16 protein-coding genes are annotated in these 13,850 nt (G+C 70.4%); 6 read left to right on the forward strand and 10 right to left on the reverse strand.

What is annotated here, in order from left to right; genetic code table 11:
* Positions 1 to 53: 53 nt before the first annotated feature.
* Both PUR56_RS23035 and mqnP read left to right on the forward strand, forming a co-directional pair.
* Entirely contained in the window at positions 54 to 1,511 is a 1,458-nt protein-coding gene (locus tag PUR56_RS23035) for a menaquinone biosynthesis decarboxylase (protein WP_329885501.1), read from the forward strand.
* On the forward strand, positions 1,508 to 2,413 hold the full coding sequence (gene mqnP / locus PUR56_RS23040; protein WP_329885500.1) for a menaquinone biosynthesis prenyltransferase MqnP: 906 nt from the start codon (positions 1,508 to 1,510) through the stop codon (positions 2,411 to 2,413). The genes PUR56_RS23035 and mqnP overlap by 4 nt, the downstream gene beginning before the upstream one ends.
* 24 nt (positions 2,414 to 2,437) lie before the next feature.
* On the opposite strand, the gene PUR56_RS23045 is transcribed toward mqnP, so the two are convergent.
* On the reverse strand, positions 2,438 to 2,647 hold the full coding sequence (locus PUR56_RS23045) for a DUF4287 domain-containing protein (protein ID WP_329950306.1): 210 nt from the start codon (positions 2,645 to 2,647) through the stop codon (positions 2,438 to 2,440).
* A gap of 42 nt (positions 2,648 to 2,689) precedes the next feature.
* On the reverse strand, positions 2,690 to 3,328 hold the full coding sequence (locus PUR56_RS23050) for a DUF998 domain-containing protein (protein WP_329885498.1): 639 nt from the start codon (positions 3,326 to 3,328) through the stop codon (positions 2,690 to 2,692).
* 169 nt (positions 3,329 to 3,497) lie between these two features.
* Here PUR56_RS23050 and PUR56_RS23055 point away from each other — a divergent pair, with 169 nt between their 5' ends.
* Both PUR56_RS23055 and PUR56_RS23060 read left to right on the forward strand, forming a co-directional pair.
* Complete coding sequence (locus PUR56_RS23055; protein ID WP_329950307.1) at positions 3,498 to 4,349, forward strand: helix-turn-helix domain-containing protein; 852 nt, start codon at positions 3,498 to 3,500, stop codon at positions 4,347 to 4,349.
* Positions 4,318 to 4,515, forward strand: coding sequence for a DUF397 domain-containing protein (locus PUR56_RS23060; protein ID WP_329950308.1), 198 nt, complete (start codon positions 4,318 to 4,320; stop codon positions 4,513 to 4,515). The genes PUR56_RS23055 and PUR56_RS23060 overlap by 32 nt, the downstream gene beginning before the upstream one ends.
* Positions 4,516 to 4,754: 239 nt before the next feature.
* Here the strand turns inward: PUR56_RS23060 and PUR56_RS23065 are convergent, their stop codons facing one another.
* The 8 genes from PUR56_RS23065 to PUR56_RS23100 all read right to left on the reverse strand — a co-directional run bounded on the left by PUR56_RS23065 (position 4,755) and on the right by PUR56_RS23100 (position 12,553).
* Complete coding sequence (locus PUR56_RS23065; RefSeq protein ID WP_329950309.1) at positions 4,755 to 6,320, reverse strand: carbamoyltransferase C-terminal domain-containing protein; 1,566 nt, start codon at positions 6,318 to 6,320, stop codon at positions 4,755 to 4,757.
* A 48-nt stretch (positions 6,321 to 6,368) separates the two neighbouring features.
* Positions 6,369 to 7,196: a histidinol-phosphatase gene (gene hisN / locus PUR56_RS23070; RefSeq protein ID WP_329950310.1), complete on the reverse strand. Its 828-nt coding sequence runs from the start codon at positions 7,194 to 7,196 to the stop codon at positions 6,369 to 6,371.
* A 4-nt stretch (positions 7,197 to 7,200) separates the two neighbouring features.
* Positions 7,201 to 7,890, reverse strand: coding sequence for a methyltransferase (locus tag PUR56_RS23075; RefSeq protein ID WP_329950311.1), 690 nt, complete (start codon positions 7,888 to 7,890; stop codon positions 7,201 to 7,203).
* A 31-nt stretch (positions 7,891 to 7,921) separates the two neighbouring features.
* Positions 7,922 to 9,211: a DegT/DnrJ/EryC1/StrS aminotransferase family protein gene (locus tag PUR56_RS23080; protein WP_329950312.1), complete on the reverse strand. Its 1,290-nt coding sequence runs from the start codon at positions 9,209 to 9,211 to the stop codon at positions 7,922 to 7,924.
* 29 nt (positions 9,212 to 9,240) lie between these two features.
* Positions 9,241 to 10,257 (reverse strand): Gfo/Idh/MocA family protein, encoded by a 1,017-nt coding sequence (locus tag PUR56_RS23085; protein ID WP_329950313.1) that lies wholly within the window; start codon positions 10,255 to 10,257, stop codon positions 9,241 to 9,243.
* A gap of 97 nt (positions 10,258 to 10,354) precedes the next feature.
* Positions 10,355 to 10,825: an NUDIX hydrolase gene (locus tag PUR56_RS23090; protein ID WP_329950314.1), complete on the reverse strand. Its 471-nt coding sequence runs from the start codon at positions 10,823 to 10,825 to the stop codon at positions 10,355 to 10,357.
* Positions 10,826 to 11,340: 515 nt separating this feature from the next.
* Positions 11,341 to 12,183, reverse strand: coding sequence for an SAM-dependent methyltransferase (locus tag PUR56_RS23095; protein ID WP_329885489.1), 843 nt, complete (start codon positions 12,181 to 12,183; stop codon positions 11,341 to 11,343).
* Between the two features lie 160 nt (positions 12,184 to 12,343).
* Positions 12,344 to 12,553 (reverse strand): hypothetical protein, encoded by a 210-nt coding sequence (locus PUR56_RS23100; protein ID WP_329885488.1) that lies wholly within the window; start codon positions 12,551 to 12,553, stop codon positions 12,344 to 12,346.
* Positions 12,554 to 12,650: 97 nt separating this feature from the next.
* Here PUR56_RS23100 and PUR56_RS23105 point away from each other — a divergent pair, with 97 nt between their 5' ends.
* The gene (locus tag PUR56_RS23105; protein ID WP_329950315.1) at positions 12,651 to 13,130 is read left to right on the forward strand and encodes an HIT family protein; all 480 of its coding nucleotides are present in this window, start codon (positions 12,651 to 12,653) and stop codon (positions 13,128 to 13,130) included.
* 85 nt (positions 13,131 to 13,215) lie between these two features.
* Positions 13,216 to 13,839, forward strand: coding sequence for a DJ-1/PfpI family protein (locus PUR56_RS23110; RefSeq protein ID WP_329885486.1), 624 nt, complete (start codon positions 13,216 to 13,218; stop codon positions 13,837 to 13,839).
* Positions 13,840 to 13,850 lie beyond the last annotated feature (11 nt).

Consider the following 13,850-nt stretch of genomic DNA (forward strand, 5'->3'; position numbering starts at 1 on the left):
TCAGGGGGGCCCTTGACACAGGCCAGGCTAGCGGGTGGCGGATACTGGCTGGCATGGCATACGACGATCTCCGCTCGTTCCTGCGGGCCCTCGACCGCGAAGGCGACCTCAAGCGCATCAAGGCGGAGGTGGACCCGTACCTGGAGGTCGGCGAGATCGTCGACCGGGTGCAGAAGGCCAAGGGCCCCGCGCTGCTCTTCGAGAACGTCAAGGGTTCCTCGATGCCGCTGGCGATGAACGTCTTCGGCACCGAGCGCCGGCTGGCCAAGGCCCTCGGGCTCAAGGGCCCGGAGGAGATCTCCGAGAAGATCGCCGGTCTGCTGAAGCCGGAGCTGCCGCAGGGCTTCACCGGGTTCCGGGACGCCTTCGGCAAGCTCGCCTCGATGGCCCACGTGCCGCCGCGGAACGTGAAGTCCGGTGACGCGCCGGTGCACGAGGTCGTGCTCACCGGCGAGGACGTCAACCTGGACGAGCTGCCCGCGCTCTTCACCTGGCCGCTGGACGGCGGGTCGTTCTTCAACCTGGGCCTCACCCACACGAAGGACCCGGACTCCGGCATCCGCAACCTCGGTCTGTACCGCCTCCAGCGGCACGACCGGCGGACCATCGGCATGCACTGGCAGATCCACAAGGACAGCCGCAACCACGCGGCGGTGGCCGCCGCGCGGGGTGAGCGGCTGCCGGTCGCGATCGCCTTCGGCTGCCCGCCGGCCGTCACCTACGCGGCCACCGCCCCGCTGCCGGGCGACATCGACGAGTACCTGTTCGCCGGCTTCGTCGCCGGGGAGCGGGTGAAGATGGTCGACTGCAAGACCGTGCCGCTCCAGGTGCCGGCCGACGCCGAGGTGGTCCTGGAGGGGTGGCTGGAGCCCGGGGAGCTGCTGCCCGAGGGCCCGTTCGGCGACCACACGGGCTTCTACACGCCGCAGGAGCCGTTCCCGGCGCTGACGATCGACTGCGTGACGATGCGCCGCCGTCCGATCCTGCAGTCCATCGTGGTCGGCCGCCCGCCGACCGAGGACGGCCCGCTGGGCAAGTTCACCGAGCGGTTCTTCCTGCCGCTGCTGAAGATCATCATCCCGGACATCGTCGACTACGACCTGCCCGAGGCGGGCGGCTTCCACAACTGCGTGATCGTCTCGATCGACAAGAAGTACCCGAAGCACGCCCAGAAGACGATGCACGCCATCTGGGGCGCGCACATGATGTCGCTGACCAAGCTGATCATCGTGGTGGACGCCGACTGCGACGTGCACGACTACCAGGAAGTCGCCTGGCGGGCCTTCGGCAACGTCGACTACAGCCGCGACCTGACCGTCGTCGAGGGTCCGGTGGACCACCTCGACCACGCCTCCTACCAGCAGTTCTGGGGCGGCAAGGCGGGCATCGACGCGACCCGCAAGCTGCCCACGGAGGGCTACACCCGGGACGGCGGCTGGCCCGAGATGGTCTCCTCCGACCCCGAGACCGCCGCCCTGGTGGACCGTCGCTGGAAGGAGTACGGCCTGTGAGCACGGCGGCAGCCCTCCCCGAGGTCCCGCCCGGGAAGGTCAAGAGCTTCCTCCGGCTGGTGATGATCGAGCACTCGGTCTTCGCCCTGCCCTTCGCCTACATCGCGGCGCTGACCGCGATGTTCCTGTCCGACGAGCGGGTGCACTGGGGCGAGCTGTTCGTCGTCACCGTCTGCATGGTCGGACTGCGGACCTTCGCCATGGCGGCCAACCGGATCATCGACCGGGAGATCGACGCCCGGAACCCGCGCACCGCCGGGCGTGAACTGGTCACGGGCGCCGTCTCGCTGAAGACCGCGTACGTGGGCTCGGCGGTCGCGCTGATCGTCTTCCTGGGCGCGGCGGCCCTGCTGAACCCGCTCTGCCTGGTGCTCGCGCCGGTCGCCGTGGTGCCGATGGTGGTCTACCCGTACGGCAAGCGGTTCACCGACTTCCCGCAGGCCATCCTGGGGATCGCCCAGGCGATGGGACCGGTGGGCGCCTGGCTGGCCGTCACCGGCACGTGGTCCTGGGACGCGGTGGTGCTCGGTGCGGCGGTCGGCATCTGGATCGGCGGCTTCGACCTCATCTACGCCTGCCAGGACGTGGAGTCCGACCGGGCGGGCAGCGTGCGGTCGGTGCCGGCCCGGTTCGGCGTCCCGGCGGCCATCCGGGGCGCGCGCGGCTGCCACGTGGTCACCACGCTGCTGCTCGGCTGGTACGCGGTGCTGACGGACGCCGGGCCGGCGTTCTGGGTGGGGCTGCTGGTGGTCGCGGGCGCCTTCGTCTACGAGCACACCATCGTGAAGCCCCACGACCTCTCGCGGCTGAACCGGGCGTTCTTCCAGACCAACGGGTTCGTCGGGATCTCGCTGTTCTTCTTCGCGCTGGTCGACCTGGTGGTGCGCGGCCTCGGCATCTGAGCCGGGGCCGCGCCCTCCGGGGCGTCAGCCCTTCGACTCGTCCAGCGTGTGCTTGACGAGCGCGTTGGCGTGGCCGTGGCCGAGGCCGTGCTCGGCCTTGAGCCAGGCGACCAGCTCCGCGTGCTTGCTGAGCGGGGAGGAGCGGATCAGCTCCTTCCAGTGGGAGACGGGGTGGCCGTACTTCTCCTCGATGGAGGGGAAGTAGCTGGCGGGGCCGTTGCCGGGGAGGGCCATGGGGATTCTCCTGACGTCCGAACGGTCTTGGGAGTTCGATCTTCACGCATTCAGCTTGACGGTGACAGCGGTGAGCCAGCCGAGCCCGAGCGCGGCGCCCAGGGTGAAGGCCAGCACCGTGGCCCCCGATGCGGCGAAGCCGAGGAGCACGGCGGCGGCCACCAGGCGGGAGGCGAGCGCCCAGCCGCGGTCCAGGTGCCGGGCGAGGACGAGGAAGGCCGCGCACAGGGCGAGGAAGCCCACCGCCCCGCCGATCAGGTGGACGGTGCCGTGCGCGCTCAGCTCCGTCACCCGCCCTTCGGGCGCCCCGACCGGGAACCCGGCTCCGGGGTCGGCCGCGAAGAACCCGTCCAGGACGAAGGCCGCGCCGAACACCCCGACGAGTCGCGGCGCCCAGACGCCGGCGGGCAGCGCGAGCCGCAGCCCGACGGCGCCCGTGACGGTGAGCAGACCGGTGAGGAGGAACGCCGTCTGCTGGATCCAGCCGAGGTCGCCGAGGCTCAGCTGGCTGAGCGCGTTGCGGGTGAAGTCGAAGCCCTCGCGGGTCAGGCCCCCGACGACGCCGACGGCGAGGAAGAGCGGCCCGGCGGCGGCGCCGGCGGCCAGCAGGGCGCGGGTGGTGGAGCGGGCGCGGTCGGCCGGGGCGGTCGGGGTGATCGGCGCTGCCATCGTGTTCGTCATGCCAGTAGGACCGGGGGCGGCGCGAGAACTCATCGGGACCGGCGATGTGATCCAGGTCACTCTCGATGAGACAAGCACACTATTGCTGTTCGTGTCCCAGTCGTTCCTCTGCGTGGCTAGCGTTGCCACCGGAAGGCCCGAGCACCGGTTCCTTGAAGGGATTTGGCACATGGCCAGGGAACTCGACCCGTCCCGTTCGCCCCGCGCGTTCTGGGGCGAGGAGATCAAGCGGCTGCGGGAGGAGGCGGGGCTCTCGCAGGAGGCGCTGGGGAAGCTGCTGTTCTGCTCGGGCGCGTACGTCGGCCTGCTGGAGGGGGCGGTCCGGAACCCGCAGGAGGACATGTCGGTGCGCTTGGACGACGTGCTCAGCACCGGCGGCCACTTCCTGCGCGTCTACGAGATGTACCGGAAGTCCTCGCGCTACGCCGACTACTTCCGGCACGCCGCCGAGTTGCAGGGACTGGCGCTGACCATCAGCGAGTTCTCCCCGCTGCTGGTGCCGGGCCTGCTGCAGACGCCCGACTACGCGAGGGCGTTGTTCGAGTCGGCGCAGCCGCTGCGGAAGGCGGCCGAGAACGAGGAGATGGTCGCGGCCCGGATGTCGCGGGCCGAGCTGCTCGATCGGAAGTCCGCGCCCATGTACTGGGCGGTCCTGGACGAGGCGGTGCTGCGGCGCCCCGTCGGCGGCGAGGCTGTGATGGCAGGCCAGTTGAGGTATCTTGCCGCTCTGTTCCAGGCGCGCAAGGCACTCATCCAAGTGGTTCCGCTGACGGCGGGTGCGCACTCGTTGATGGTCGGCTCCCTCAGCCTGATGACCTTCGAGGATGCGCCGCCGACGGCCTATGTCGAAGGGCTTCTCACGGGGAATCTGGTGGACGATCCGGCGCTGGTCGACCAGTGCTCGCTGGCCTACGATCTGGTCAGGGCTGCCGCGTTGTCGCCGGAGGCGTCCCTGGCCCTGATCGAATCGGCGGCGGAGGACCACGCGGATGCAGCGAACCGAGCAGTGGCGCAAGAGTAGTTACAGCAGCGGCAACGCAAACGACAACTGCATCGAGGTGGACGACGCGCGCCCCGGTTCGGTCCGTGACTCGAAGGACCCGCAGGGTCCGCGACTGCGCTTCACCCCGGCGGCGTGGCAGTCCTTCGTGACCGCCACCGCCGACGGCGAGTTCGACGCCGGCTGACGCACTCACCGACTCGCAGCGAAGGCCGTCCCCGAATCACCGGGGGCGGCCTTCGAGCCGTTCGGGGGCGCTACTGGCAGGCGCGGCCGTCCTGCGAGGTCCTCCGATGCCGGGGACCGGCCCGGGGCGCAAAGCGGTGGGCGGGGCGGGTGCCCGGCCGTGCCGCCGACCTGGTCGCGGCCGGGCACCCGCCGGGCACCCGCCGGGCACCCGCCGGACACCCGCGCGCGCAGCCGGCCCTAGCGTCGCGGTGTGACGAAGACGTCGTTCACGACGTACCCGTCCAGTCCGTGCAGCTCGCCGTAGGCGATCAGGTCGCTGCTCCGGTTGATGAACCCGCGTCCCGAATAGTTGAGCGAAGTGTTGCAGAGGACGCTGAATCCGGTGAGTTCGCCGAAGGCGGTCAGCAGTGCACCCATGGCCGGGTTCGCGGTCGGGTCGACGGTCTGGGTGCGGGCCGTTCCGTCGACGTGGGTCACCGCGCGCAGGTCGGCGGATTCGACCCGGCTGAAGTACAGCATGTAGGGGTCGGGGAGGCCGCCGCCGAACCAGCGGCCCGCTTCCTGCTCCAGGCAGATCGGGGCGATGGGGCGGTAGCTTTCGCGCTGTTTGATCCCGTTGAGCCTGGCCGTGCTCTCCTCGGTGAAGGGAGCGGCCAGGATCGACCGGTTCCCGAGGGCGCGGGGGCCGATCTCCCAGCGGCCCCGCGCCCAGCCGATGATCTTCCCGTCGCGGAGGTGGCGGGCGACCTCGCCGTGGTCCAGCGGGCGGATCTCGTAGCGCTGCGGGTCGAACGCGATGTCCTCCACGAATTCGCCGCCCGCGTAGACGTCCCACTCCAGGTCGGCCGACCCGGTGTAGAAGTGCTGGGCGTCGATGGCGGTGCCGATCGCGGATCCGCTGTCGTTGGGACACGGCGGAACGAAGACCGCGGGGAAGAGCCCGCACTCGCGCCAGCGCCGGTTCCACTCGCAGTTGAGCCCGCAGCCCCCGGAGATGAGCAGCGGGATTCCCTCGGTCAGGTACTCCCGGGCGTACGCGTGGAAGCGGTCGAAGATGGCGTCCGAGAGCCGGGCCGCCAGGTTCTTGTAAGCGCTCGATTCCACACCGACGTTGTGGAAGGGGGAATCGGTCATCCGGTCCTTCAGGCTTCCGGTGATGACCTCCTTCTGGCCGAGGACGAAGTCGATCACGTCCTGTTCCGCCCGGGTCGCCGGCCGGTTCTCGGCGAATCCGGCCAGGGCCATCTGCTTCCCCGCGTCCTGGAACCGGACGAACTCCTGGTGCGGACTGAACTTCGGGTCGGCGAGCGCGAAGCCGTAGGAGTACTTGTTGCCGGGGTAGTTGAGCACCTCCTTGAGATGGGTCACCTTCCCGTGCTGGTCGATCCGGTAGAACGAGCCGATGTTCCCCTCCCACACCAGGCTGTAGAAGGGCTGGTCCCGGCGGAGTGCCGACATGCCGTAGGACGTCATGATGTGGGAGCGCTCATGGGTGGACGAGAAGACGCGCACGGCCTTGCCGAAGAACCGGCCGGCCTCGTCCGTGATCGCGGATGCGCCCACACCGAAGTACCCGGCGCGCGAAGCCTGGTCGGTGCACTGGGTGCCCTTGATCCAGCCGCTCACGGCGACGACGTCGGGCTGCCTGTCCAGCCGGTCCGCCGCCGTCGCGAACAGTTCGGCCGTCGGATTGCTGTAGCGGAGGAACGAGTCCTTCTCCGCTTCCAGGGAGAAGAGCAGCCTGCCGTCGTCGACGGCCGCGATCGCCCCGTCATGGCCTTCCTTGAGGGAAAGAATCAGCATGATGGTCCGTTTCTCGGTGGGTTCCGCGTCCGACGGTTCGGGGCGGGCTCAGGGTCCGGGCGGCCCGGGTGCTGCGGGCGGCGCGGAGAGGGCCTTCAGGGCGAGCCGGTGCAACCGCGGGTTGGCGGACAGGGCGCCGGTGCCGTTCCGGGGCGAGGTGCCCAGGAGGTCGGTGCAGAGGCCGCCGGCCTCCTCCACGAGAACCTGTACCGCGGCGATGTCCCAGGGGTTGACGACCGGTTCGGCCGCGATGTCGAGCGTTCCCTCGGCGACCATGCAGTGCTGGAGGAAGTCGCCGAAGGCACGGTCCTCCCAGCAGGCTTCGGCCAGGCGCAGATAGGCCGCACGTGAGTGGAAGACGTCCCAGGTCCGGGTGCTGGTGGTGGAGAGGTATGCCTGGTCGAGGCGGGTGCGGCCGGAGACCCCCAGGCGCACGGGGGTGGTGCCGGCCGGTCCCCGGCGCAGCCAGGCGCCCCGGTCCGCCGCCGCCCACCAGCGGCTGTGCAGGGCGGGGGCGCTGATCACGCCGACGGTGGGGCGATCGTCCTCCAGCAGGGCGATCAACGTGGCCCAGACCGGTACGCCGCGCAGGAAGTTCTTGGTGCCGTCGATGGGGTCGACCAGCCAGGTGCGCCCGGAGGAGACGGAGCCGCCGGTCTCCTCCCCGGCGAACGCGTCACCGGGGCGGGCGGACCGCAGTTCCGCGCGGACGGCCGTCTCGACGGCGGTGTCCGCGTCGGTCACGGGTGTACGGTCCGGCTTCTCCCGGACCCGCAGGTCGAGGGCGTGGAAGCGGCGGACGGTGAGCCCGTCGGCGAGGTCGCCCAGACGGAGGGCCAGTTCGAGGTCGTCCTCCGGTGGCACGGGCGGCGTCACCGGATCACCTCGTTCGCAGTTCGAGCAGGTGGTACTCCATGACGCCCACTTCCTCGATCCGGCGGACCTTGCGCAGCATGTCGATCCGCAGGCCGGCCTCACCGGCGAGCACGTCGAGCCGTTCACGGTCCCCGAGGTGGGCGGTGCCCAGCAGCAGCCGGCCGCCGTCGGTCAGGTGCTCGTGCGCCCCGGCGAGGTAGCGGGCCTGGCCCCGGTAGCCCGGGTCGAAGACGGCGGTGTGGATGTCGCTGGAGAGGGCGAAGCCGTCCTCCACATAGGTCCAGGGCACGTTCCAGAAGATCGTGTCGAAGCGGCTCAGGGGATCGAGCGCCGTGTACATGTCGCTGTGGAGGGCGCGGACCCGGTCGCCCACACCGTGCCGCTCGGCGTTGGCGACGGTATTGGCCACGGCCTTCTCGTTGACGTCCAGTGCGGTGACGGAGGCACAGCCGCTGAGTGCGGCGGTGACGGCGATGACGCCCGTACCGCAGCCGACCTCCAGGAACGAGCCGTCCCGGGGATAGGGCACCACCGAGGCCATCACCTCGGTGGCCGCGCTCAGCGTGCTGGGCCAGACACCCCGGTGCAGGCTCCATTCCCGTCCCAGCAGGGTGAAGGTGTCCGGCAGGTCGTCACCGGCGAGGGCGTGCTGCAGGGCCCTCGCCACGTCCTCCGGCGACTCTTCGACAGTCATGCCCACTCCCTCTTCGGCAGTGCGGTTTCGGTCATCGGGGCAGCTCGGCGGCGTACCGGACCAGCGCTTCGCGGTGACGGCCGATCTTGCGGAACGCCTCGGCGTACTGGTCGATGAGCACCGTGTCGTCGGGCCAGGCGGTGAAGGTCGGCAAGGAGAGCGCGTGCTGCTCGACGTGCTCGGCCTGCGAGTCGGCCCCCGGCCTGGTGGCCTTCTTCGGGACTCCGGGGAAGAGAGGGTTCTCGGTGCGGGCGTAGAGCGGCAGGGTGGACAGCCGGGGGCCGGAGGGGGCGCCGACCTCCATGCCCTCGGCGCGCAGCGCCCGGATGAGCACCGAACGTGGAACGCCACCCAGCGCCTGGGGCCGGTAGAGCGGCTTGTAGCCGTACCAGGCGCCCATGTCGACGTGGTCGGCGACATGGACCTGCTGCAGGTACTCCACGTCGGCGAGCTGCTCGCCGAGGTGCCGCAGGCACCGGTGCCGGGCCTCTTTGCGTGCGGGGAAGGCGGCGAGGGCATGCCGGGCGACGATGGCGTTGAACGGTGACATGCGCAGCTTGAGTCCGAAGCCCGTGACCCAGTGGGCCCGCAGGTCCTCGTCGAGGACGGAGTCCCGGGAGCGGTCCCGGTAGTGCCCGAGGAGGGTGGCGCGGTCCTGGATCCCGGGGTCGCTGGTGACGAGGATGCCGCCTTCTCCGGCGTAGACGGCCTTGTTGGCCTGGAGGGAGAAGACGGCGGCGTCGCCGAAGGTGCCGACCGGCCGGCCCTTGTAGCGGCTGCCGTGGGCGTGGGAGCAGTCCTCCAGGACGCGCAGCCCGTGCCGTTCGGCGATCGACAGGATCGCGTCCATGTCGCAGGGGTGGCCCCACTGGTGGACGACGGTGACGACCTTGGTGTGCTCGGTCAGCGCGGACTGGAGCGCCTTGGGGTCCAGGCCGCGGGTGTCGGGGTCGATGTCGGCGAGGACCACGTCACCGCGCAGCGCGAAGACGGGGCTCAGCGCGGCGTGGTAGGTGAGCGCCGGTCCCACGACATCCACCCCCTCGCGTACGCCGAGGGCGAAGTAGGCGGCGAGGAGCGCACTGGTGCCGGAGTTGAAGGTGACCGCGTAGCGGGCGCCGCCGTTCAGGAAGGCGAGGAAGTCGGCTTCGAGCCGGCCGATGGGGCCGCTGTTGCCCTTGATGGAGATGTCGGTGTTCCGCTGTGCGGCCAGCTCGGACAGCTCCGCCTCGTCCGCGGGGGGCGGCCACACCTCGTGGGGCAGTGGCCGCGAGATGGCGGGTGCGCCCCCGAGAAGGGCGAGCCGTTCGTCGGTACTCATGTGCTCTCTTCCTGTCCTTGCGGGGTGGGTCAGGCGCATCGGTCGGTGAGTCCGCTCGTCCCGCCCGATCGGGCCCGGTAGATTCCGTCGATCGTGCGAACGGTGGCGAGTTGACGCAGGAGGTGGTCCCGGCGGTAGTCGCGGTCCTCCAGGCGGTCCAGGTAGTGGATGAACATGGAGCGCGTGATGTCGGTCCTGGATCCTTCCGGGGCGTAGCGTTCCAACTGGGCCCCTCCGACGGCATGCAGGGTGGCCGCGCCGGGGGCGACGGTCAACGCGCCTTCCGAACCGAGCACGCAGAGCTGTTCGGTCTTCGCGAGGCTGTGGCGCGAGATGCGCAGCGAGCCCGCCAGCCCCCTCGACGGGTAGCTGCACAGGAGGGCGACCAGATCCTCCAGTCGGCGATCCCGCGTCTCCTGGTACTGGTGCACGAAGGCCGAGTGCACCCGGGGGGTTTCGGGGAACATCCCGTTGAGCACATCGACAAGGTGGTAGCCCATGTCGAGGAGCACACCACCCCTTGCCTGCTCCCGGGACGCGCGCCAACCCGTGGTCGGACGAGCCAGGTTGAAGTGGTAGTCGTAGGAGAACCAGTAGGGCCTCCCGATCCGCGCGAGGTTGTCCCGGGCGAACCGGAACACCGGGTCGAAGTTCCGTTGCAGCAGTGTGAAGACGCTGCGGTCGGCCTGCTGCGCGAGATGTATCAGCTGGCGCGCTTCAGGTTCGGTGACCGCGAACGGCTTCTCCTTGATGACGTGCCGGCCGTGCGCCAGCAGCCGCGTACAGACCGGGAAATGCTCGCCGTGAGGCACGGTGACCACTGCGGCGTCGAATTCGACGGCTTTCAGTGCGTCGTCGAGGCTCCCGTAGTACGGGAATCCCCATGCGTCGGCGAGTGGCACGGCGGGCGGGGCGGAGTCGACGCCGCCGACGATATCGGCAATCTCCTGTACGATCGGCAGGTACTCCTTTCCTTGATGCCCGGCAAATCCGATCATCAGCACTCGTGGTCGCGGACGGATGTCCTTCAGCCTGTCGCCGGGCATGCAGAATATTCCCCTCGCAGAACACCGCTCGACGATGACGTGGGAAGTCGGGAAAGGGTTGTTCAGCCCGGATCGGACGTACGTGTCCGCAGACGGTTCAGAGAGCCGTGCGGCTCCCCGAAGGGTCGGCGCGCCAAGCGTGTGCCGCGGTCACGACGTCCTTGATGAAGGTGCTGCCGCTGCGCAGTGTGTTCTCGTCGAGCAGCGTGACGTCCTCGGCGGCCAGCCAGGCGAACTCGGTGTGCTTGTCCCGTTCGAGTGCGGGCGAGGAGAGGTCTCCGTCCACCTCGACGAGGTAGTCCGACTCGATGTGTCGTATGCCGTCCCCCGTCCACTCCGTGTGTGCCACCCGGGCGAGAACGCGGCGCAACCGCCACCCCGTCTCTTCCGATATCTCCCTGCGGAGCGCGTCCAGGAGGGACTCCCCTGGTTCCACGGCTCCACCGACCACGTCCCAGCAACCGGGGAAGAGGGAGCGGTCGGCCGAGCGGCGTTGGACGAAGATCCGGCCGGCCGGATCACGGATCAGTGCGCCCACCACCGGTCGGGGCCGGGCTGCCCCGGTCATGAGGGTCCCCCGTCGCGCTCGGACGGGCACGGGGGTTCGGAACCAGTATTCCCGTACGAACGGCCGAACGGGCGGGGGGGCGGGCGGTCCGAACGGCGGGGTCGGGGCGGGACGAAGCGGTCTGGATTCGAACTGGAGAATGAACGACCTGAAGCTTGCCTCTCCACTCCGCGAGGTTAGCCGAATCCCGGAGAACAAGTGCGAGGGCGAACTTCTTCAGGGCGCCTTGAGTTCCACTTGACACGGCGAACGGTCGCGTGCTGAGGGATTGCCTCCCGGTGTGTGCCGCGGCCCCGCCCCGGCGGAATCGCCGGGGCGGGGCCTTGTCCGCGCACGGTCCGGTATCGGCCCGGTCCGGCTGCCCCATGGCGACGGGGCTCCGGCAGCGGATTCTTGAGCGATTCTTTCCTGCCGCCGCTGACGGATCGTGACGGAACTCTATTGGCCGGATCGGCCGCCCTTCGCGTCCCGGCGATGCCGTCCTCCGGCCCCGCCGACCCGGCCGGCGCCTCCGTTCACCGGCGGCGCGCGACCACGAAGGCGTAGCCGATCTCCGCGAGGGCACCGAACCGGGGAAGGGAACGGGCGAAGTCGAAGAACTCGTAGTGCGGGTCGTCCACGGAGGGGGTGACGCGCGCGAAGGCATCGGCGAACGCCTGGTAGGTGCGCCGGACGTGCTCCCCGATGTCCTGGAACTCCAGAACCTCCAGACCGGCGCGGTCGAGGGCCGTGCGGAGCTCCGCCGGCTCGGGGAGCGCAGGGGACCCGAACGCCCGGCAGGTCCGGCGGACCGTCTCCGCGGCCTCGCCGGTCACCGGCGACCGGAGCAGCACGTCGGTGACGACCAGCGTGCTGCCGGGCCGCAGGGTCCGGGCGATCTCGGTGAGGGCGGCGGTCCGGTCGGGAATGTGCATCATGGACTCGACCGCCCAGGCACCGTCGAAGGACGCGGACTCGAAAGGCAGTGCGCAGGCGTCCGCGTACCGGAAGTCCACCCGGTCGGCGAGCCCGGCGGCATCCGCCCGGGTCCGTGCGAGGGCGATGTCCTCGGCGCTGACCGAGATTCCTGACACCTGGCCACCGGTGGCCCGGGCGATGCGCAGCGCGGGCCGTCCCGTTCCGCAGCCGACATCCAGCAGACTGCGGCCGGGTGCGGCGCCCAGCCGCCCCGCCACGAGGTCGGTGAGCCGGTCGGTGGCCTGGTCGAGCGACCGTCCGTCCGCCGGGCTGTCCCAGTAGCCGACATGAATGTTCCCGTCGACGGCCGCGCCGGCCACGATCTCGGGGTGCTCGTCACGGAGCGGGTCAGGGTCGGGTGAGGACGGGACGCCGTGCTGCGCGGACGGGTTGTCGGTCATCGCGATCTCCCGGGTGCGAGGGGTGAGTCGGCGGGTGACGAGGGCCGGCGGCGTTCGCCGGGAGCGGGCAAAGGTGTTCCCGGACGAACGCGACGCCGTTCCGCTCTTCCTGAAGGACTTCCCGTGCGACCGGTGGTGGGAACCGCTTCTCGGTGACCGGCTACCGCAGGGCGGTGATGGCGGTGGCGAGGTAGACGTCGTGGACGTGCCAGTGGCCGTCCAGGGTGGGGAGCGGGGAGGGGGCGAGGAGGACGGCGGTGAAGGTGCCGTCCGGGCGGAGGGTGAGGTCGGCCTCGGAGAAGTCGAGGAAGCGGTCGTCACTGCGCGGCCGACCTGCAGATCCTGACCTCGGCAGGAACCGCGACAACACATCCCACTCGGCATCCGAAAGCTCATGACGCCGCACCACAACCGACGTGATCTCTCATCGCTTGATCAGATTTGAAGACGGACCCTAGCATCGCCGCATGATCGACGACGGCACCGACTGGAAGTCCGACCGCATCGGCAGCGCGCTGCGGGGTGAGAACCCGACCGTGATCCGGCGCCTGGACGCCGGGTTCGCGGTGATCGGGGACGTGCAGTTCCTGCCCGGCTACGCGATCCTGCTCACGGACGAGCCTGGCGTCGAGCGGCTCTCCGACCTGCCGAGGGCGCGCCGGATCGCGTACCTGGAGGACCTCGACCGGCTCGGCGAGGCCGTGGAGCGGGCGTGCCGGGCGGCCGACCCGGCGTTCCGGCGGGTCAACCTGGAGATCCTCGGCAACACCGACCCGATGCTGCACGCGCACGTGTGGCCGCGCTTCGGATGGGAGCCCGAGGACCTCGTCCGGGTGCCCGTCTGGCTCTACCCGGCGGACCGGTGGCGTGACGACCGGTACGCGCTCGGCCCGGCGCAGGACCCGATCCGGGCGGCGATCGGGGCCGAGCTGGATGCGCTCAGGTGAAAGCCGGTGGTGCAGACCACTCGTTCTCGTGAATCCGCTGACCAGGGTGCGGACGCCGTGCCAACTCCGCTCTAACCTGCGGAACATGGACATCGTGATCCCGCTCTTCGACGATTTCGAGCCGCTCGACGCGGTCGGCCCGTACCAGGTGCTCGGGTATCTCCCGGGCGCCGTCGTGCGGTTCGTCTCGACGAGCGGGACCGGCCGGGTGGTCGACACCCTGGGCGGGCTGAGACTGGACGTTCCCGCCCGGTACGAGGAGGTCGAGTCGTGCGACGTCCTCCTCGTGCCGGGCGGGAACGGGGCGCGTCCGCTGCTGGACGACGCCGGGTTCACCGACTGGATCCGCCGGGTGCACGCGACCACCCGGTTCACCACCTCGGTCTGCACCGGTGCGCTGCTGCTCGGGGCGGCCGGACTGCTCAAGGGGCTGGTGGCGACCACCCACTGGGCGGCCGCGGGCGAGCTGGCGGCGTACGGTGCGACGTACACGCCGGAACGGGTGGTCCGCCGGGAGCGGATCGTCACGGCGGCCGGGGTCTCCTCCGGCATCGACATGGCGCTCCGGCTCGTGGCGCTGCTCGCCGACGAGACCACCGCCCGGGCGATCCAGCTCCACGCCGAGTACGACCCCCAGCCCCCGTTCGACTCCGGTTCGCCGGCGAAGGCGTCGCCCGCGGTGCTGGAGCGGATCCGCGAGATCGGCTAGGCCGGGGCGGG

Source organism: Streptomyces sp. BE303, assembly GCF_036290945.1.
Lineage (GTDB): Bacteria > Actinomycetota > Actinomycetes > Streptomycetales > Streptomycetaceae > Kitasatospora.

Coding starts and splice junctions, on each gene's coding strand:
- PUR56_RS23035 (WP_329885501.1), top strand. CDS start 54: ATGGCATACGACGATCTCCGCTCGTTCCTGCGGGCCCTCGACCGCGAA.
- PUR56_RS23045 (WP_329950306.1), bottom strand. CDS start 2,647: ATGGCCCTCCCCGGCAACGGCCCCGCCAGCTACTTCCCCTCCATCGAG.
- PUR56_RS23050 (WP_329885498.1), bottom strand. CDS start 3,328: ATGACGAACACGATGGCAGCGCCGATCACCCCGACCGCCCCGGCCGAC.
- PUR56_RS23055 (WP_329950307.1), top strand. CDS start 3,498: ATGGCCAGGGAACTCGACCCGTCCCGTTCGCCCCGCGCGTTCTGGGGC.
- PUR56_RS23060 (WP_329950308.1), top strand. CDS start 4,318: ATGCAGCGAACCGAGCAGTGGCGCAAGAGTAGTTACAGCAGCGGCAAC.
- PUR56_RS23065 (WP_329950309.1), bottom strand. CDS start 6,320: ATGCTGATTCTTTCCCTCAAGGAAGGCCATGACGGGGCGATCGCGGCC.
- PUR56_RS23075 (WP_329950311.1), bottom strand. CDS start 7,890: ATGACTGTCGAAGAGTCGCCGGAGGACGTGGCGAGGGCCCTGCAGCAC.
- PUR56_RS23080 (WP_329950312.1), bottom strand. CDS start 9,211: ATGAGTACCGACGAACGGCTCGCCCTTCTCGGGGGCGCACCCGCCATC.
- PUR56_RS23085 (WP_329950313.1), bottom strand. CDS start 10,257: ATGCCCGGCGACAGGCTGAAGGACATCCGTCCGCGACCACGAGTGCTG.
- PUR56_RS23090 (WP_329950314.1), bottom strand. CDS start 10,825: ATGACCGGGGCAGCCCGGCCCCGACCGGTGGTGGGCGCACTGATCCGT.
- PUR56_RS23095 (WP_329885489.1), bottom strand. CDS start 12,183: ATGACCGACAACCCGTCCGCGCAGCACGGCGTCCCGTCCTCACCCGAC.
- PUR56_RS23105 (WP_329950315.1), top strand. CDS start 12,651: ATGATCGACGACGGCACCGACTGGAAGTCCGACCGCATCGGCAGCGCG.
- PUR56_RS23110 (WP_329885486.1), top strand. CDS start 13,216: ATGGACATCGTGATCCCGCTCTTCGACGATTTCGAGCCGCTCGACGCG.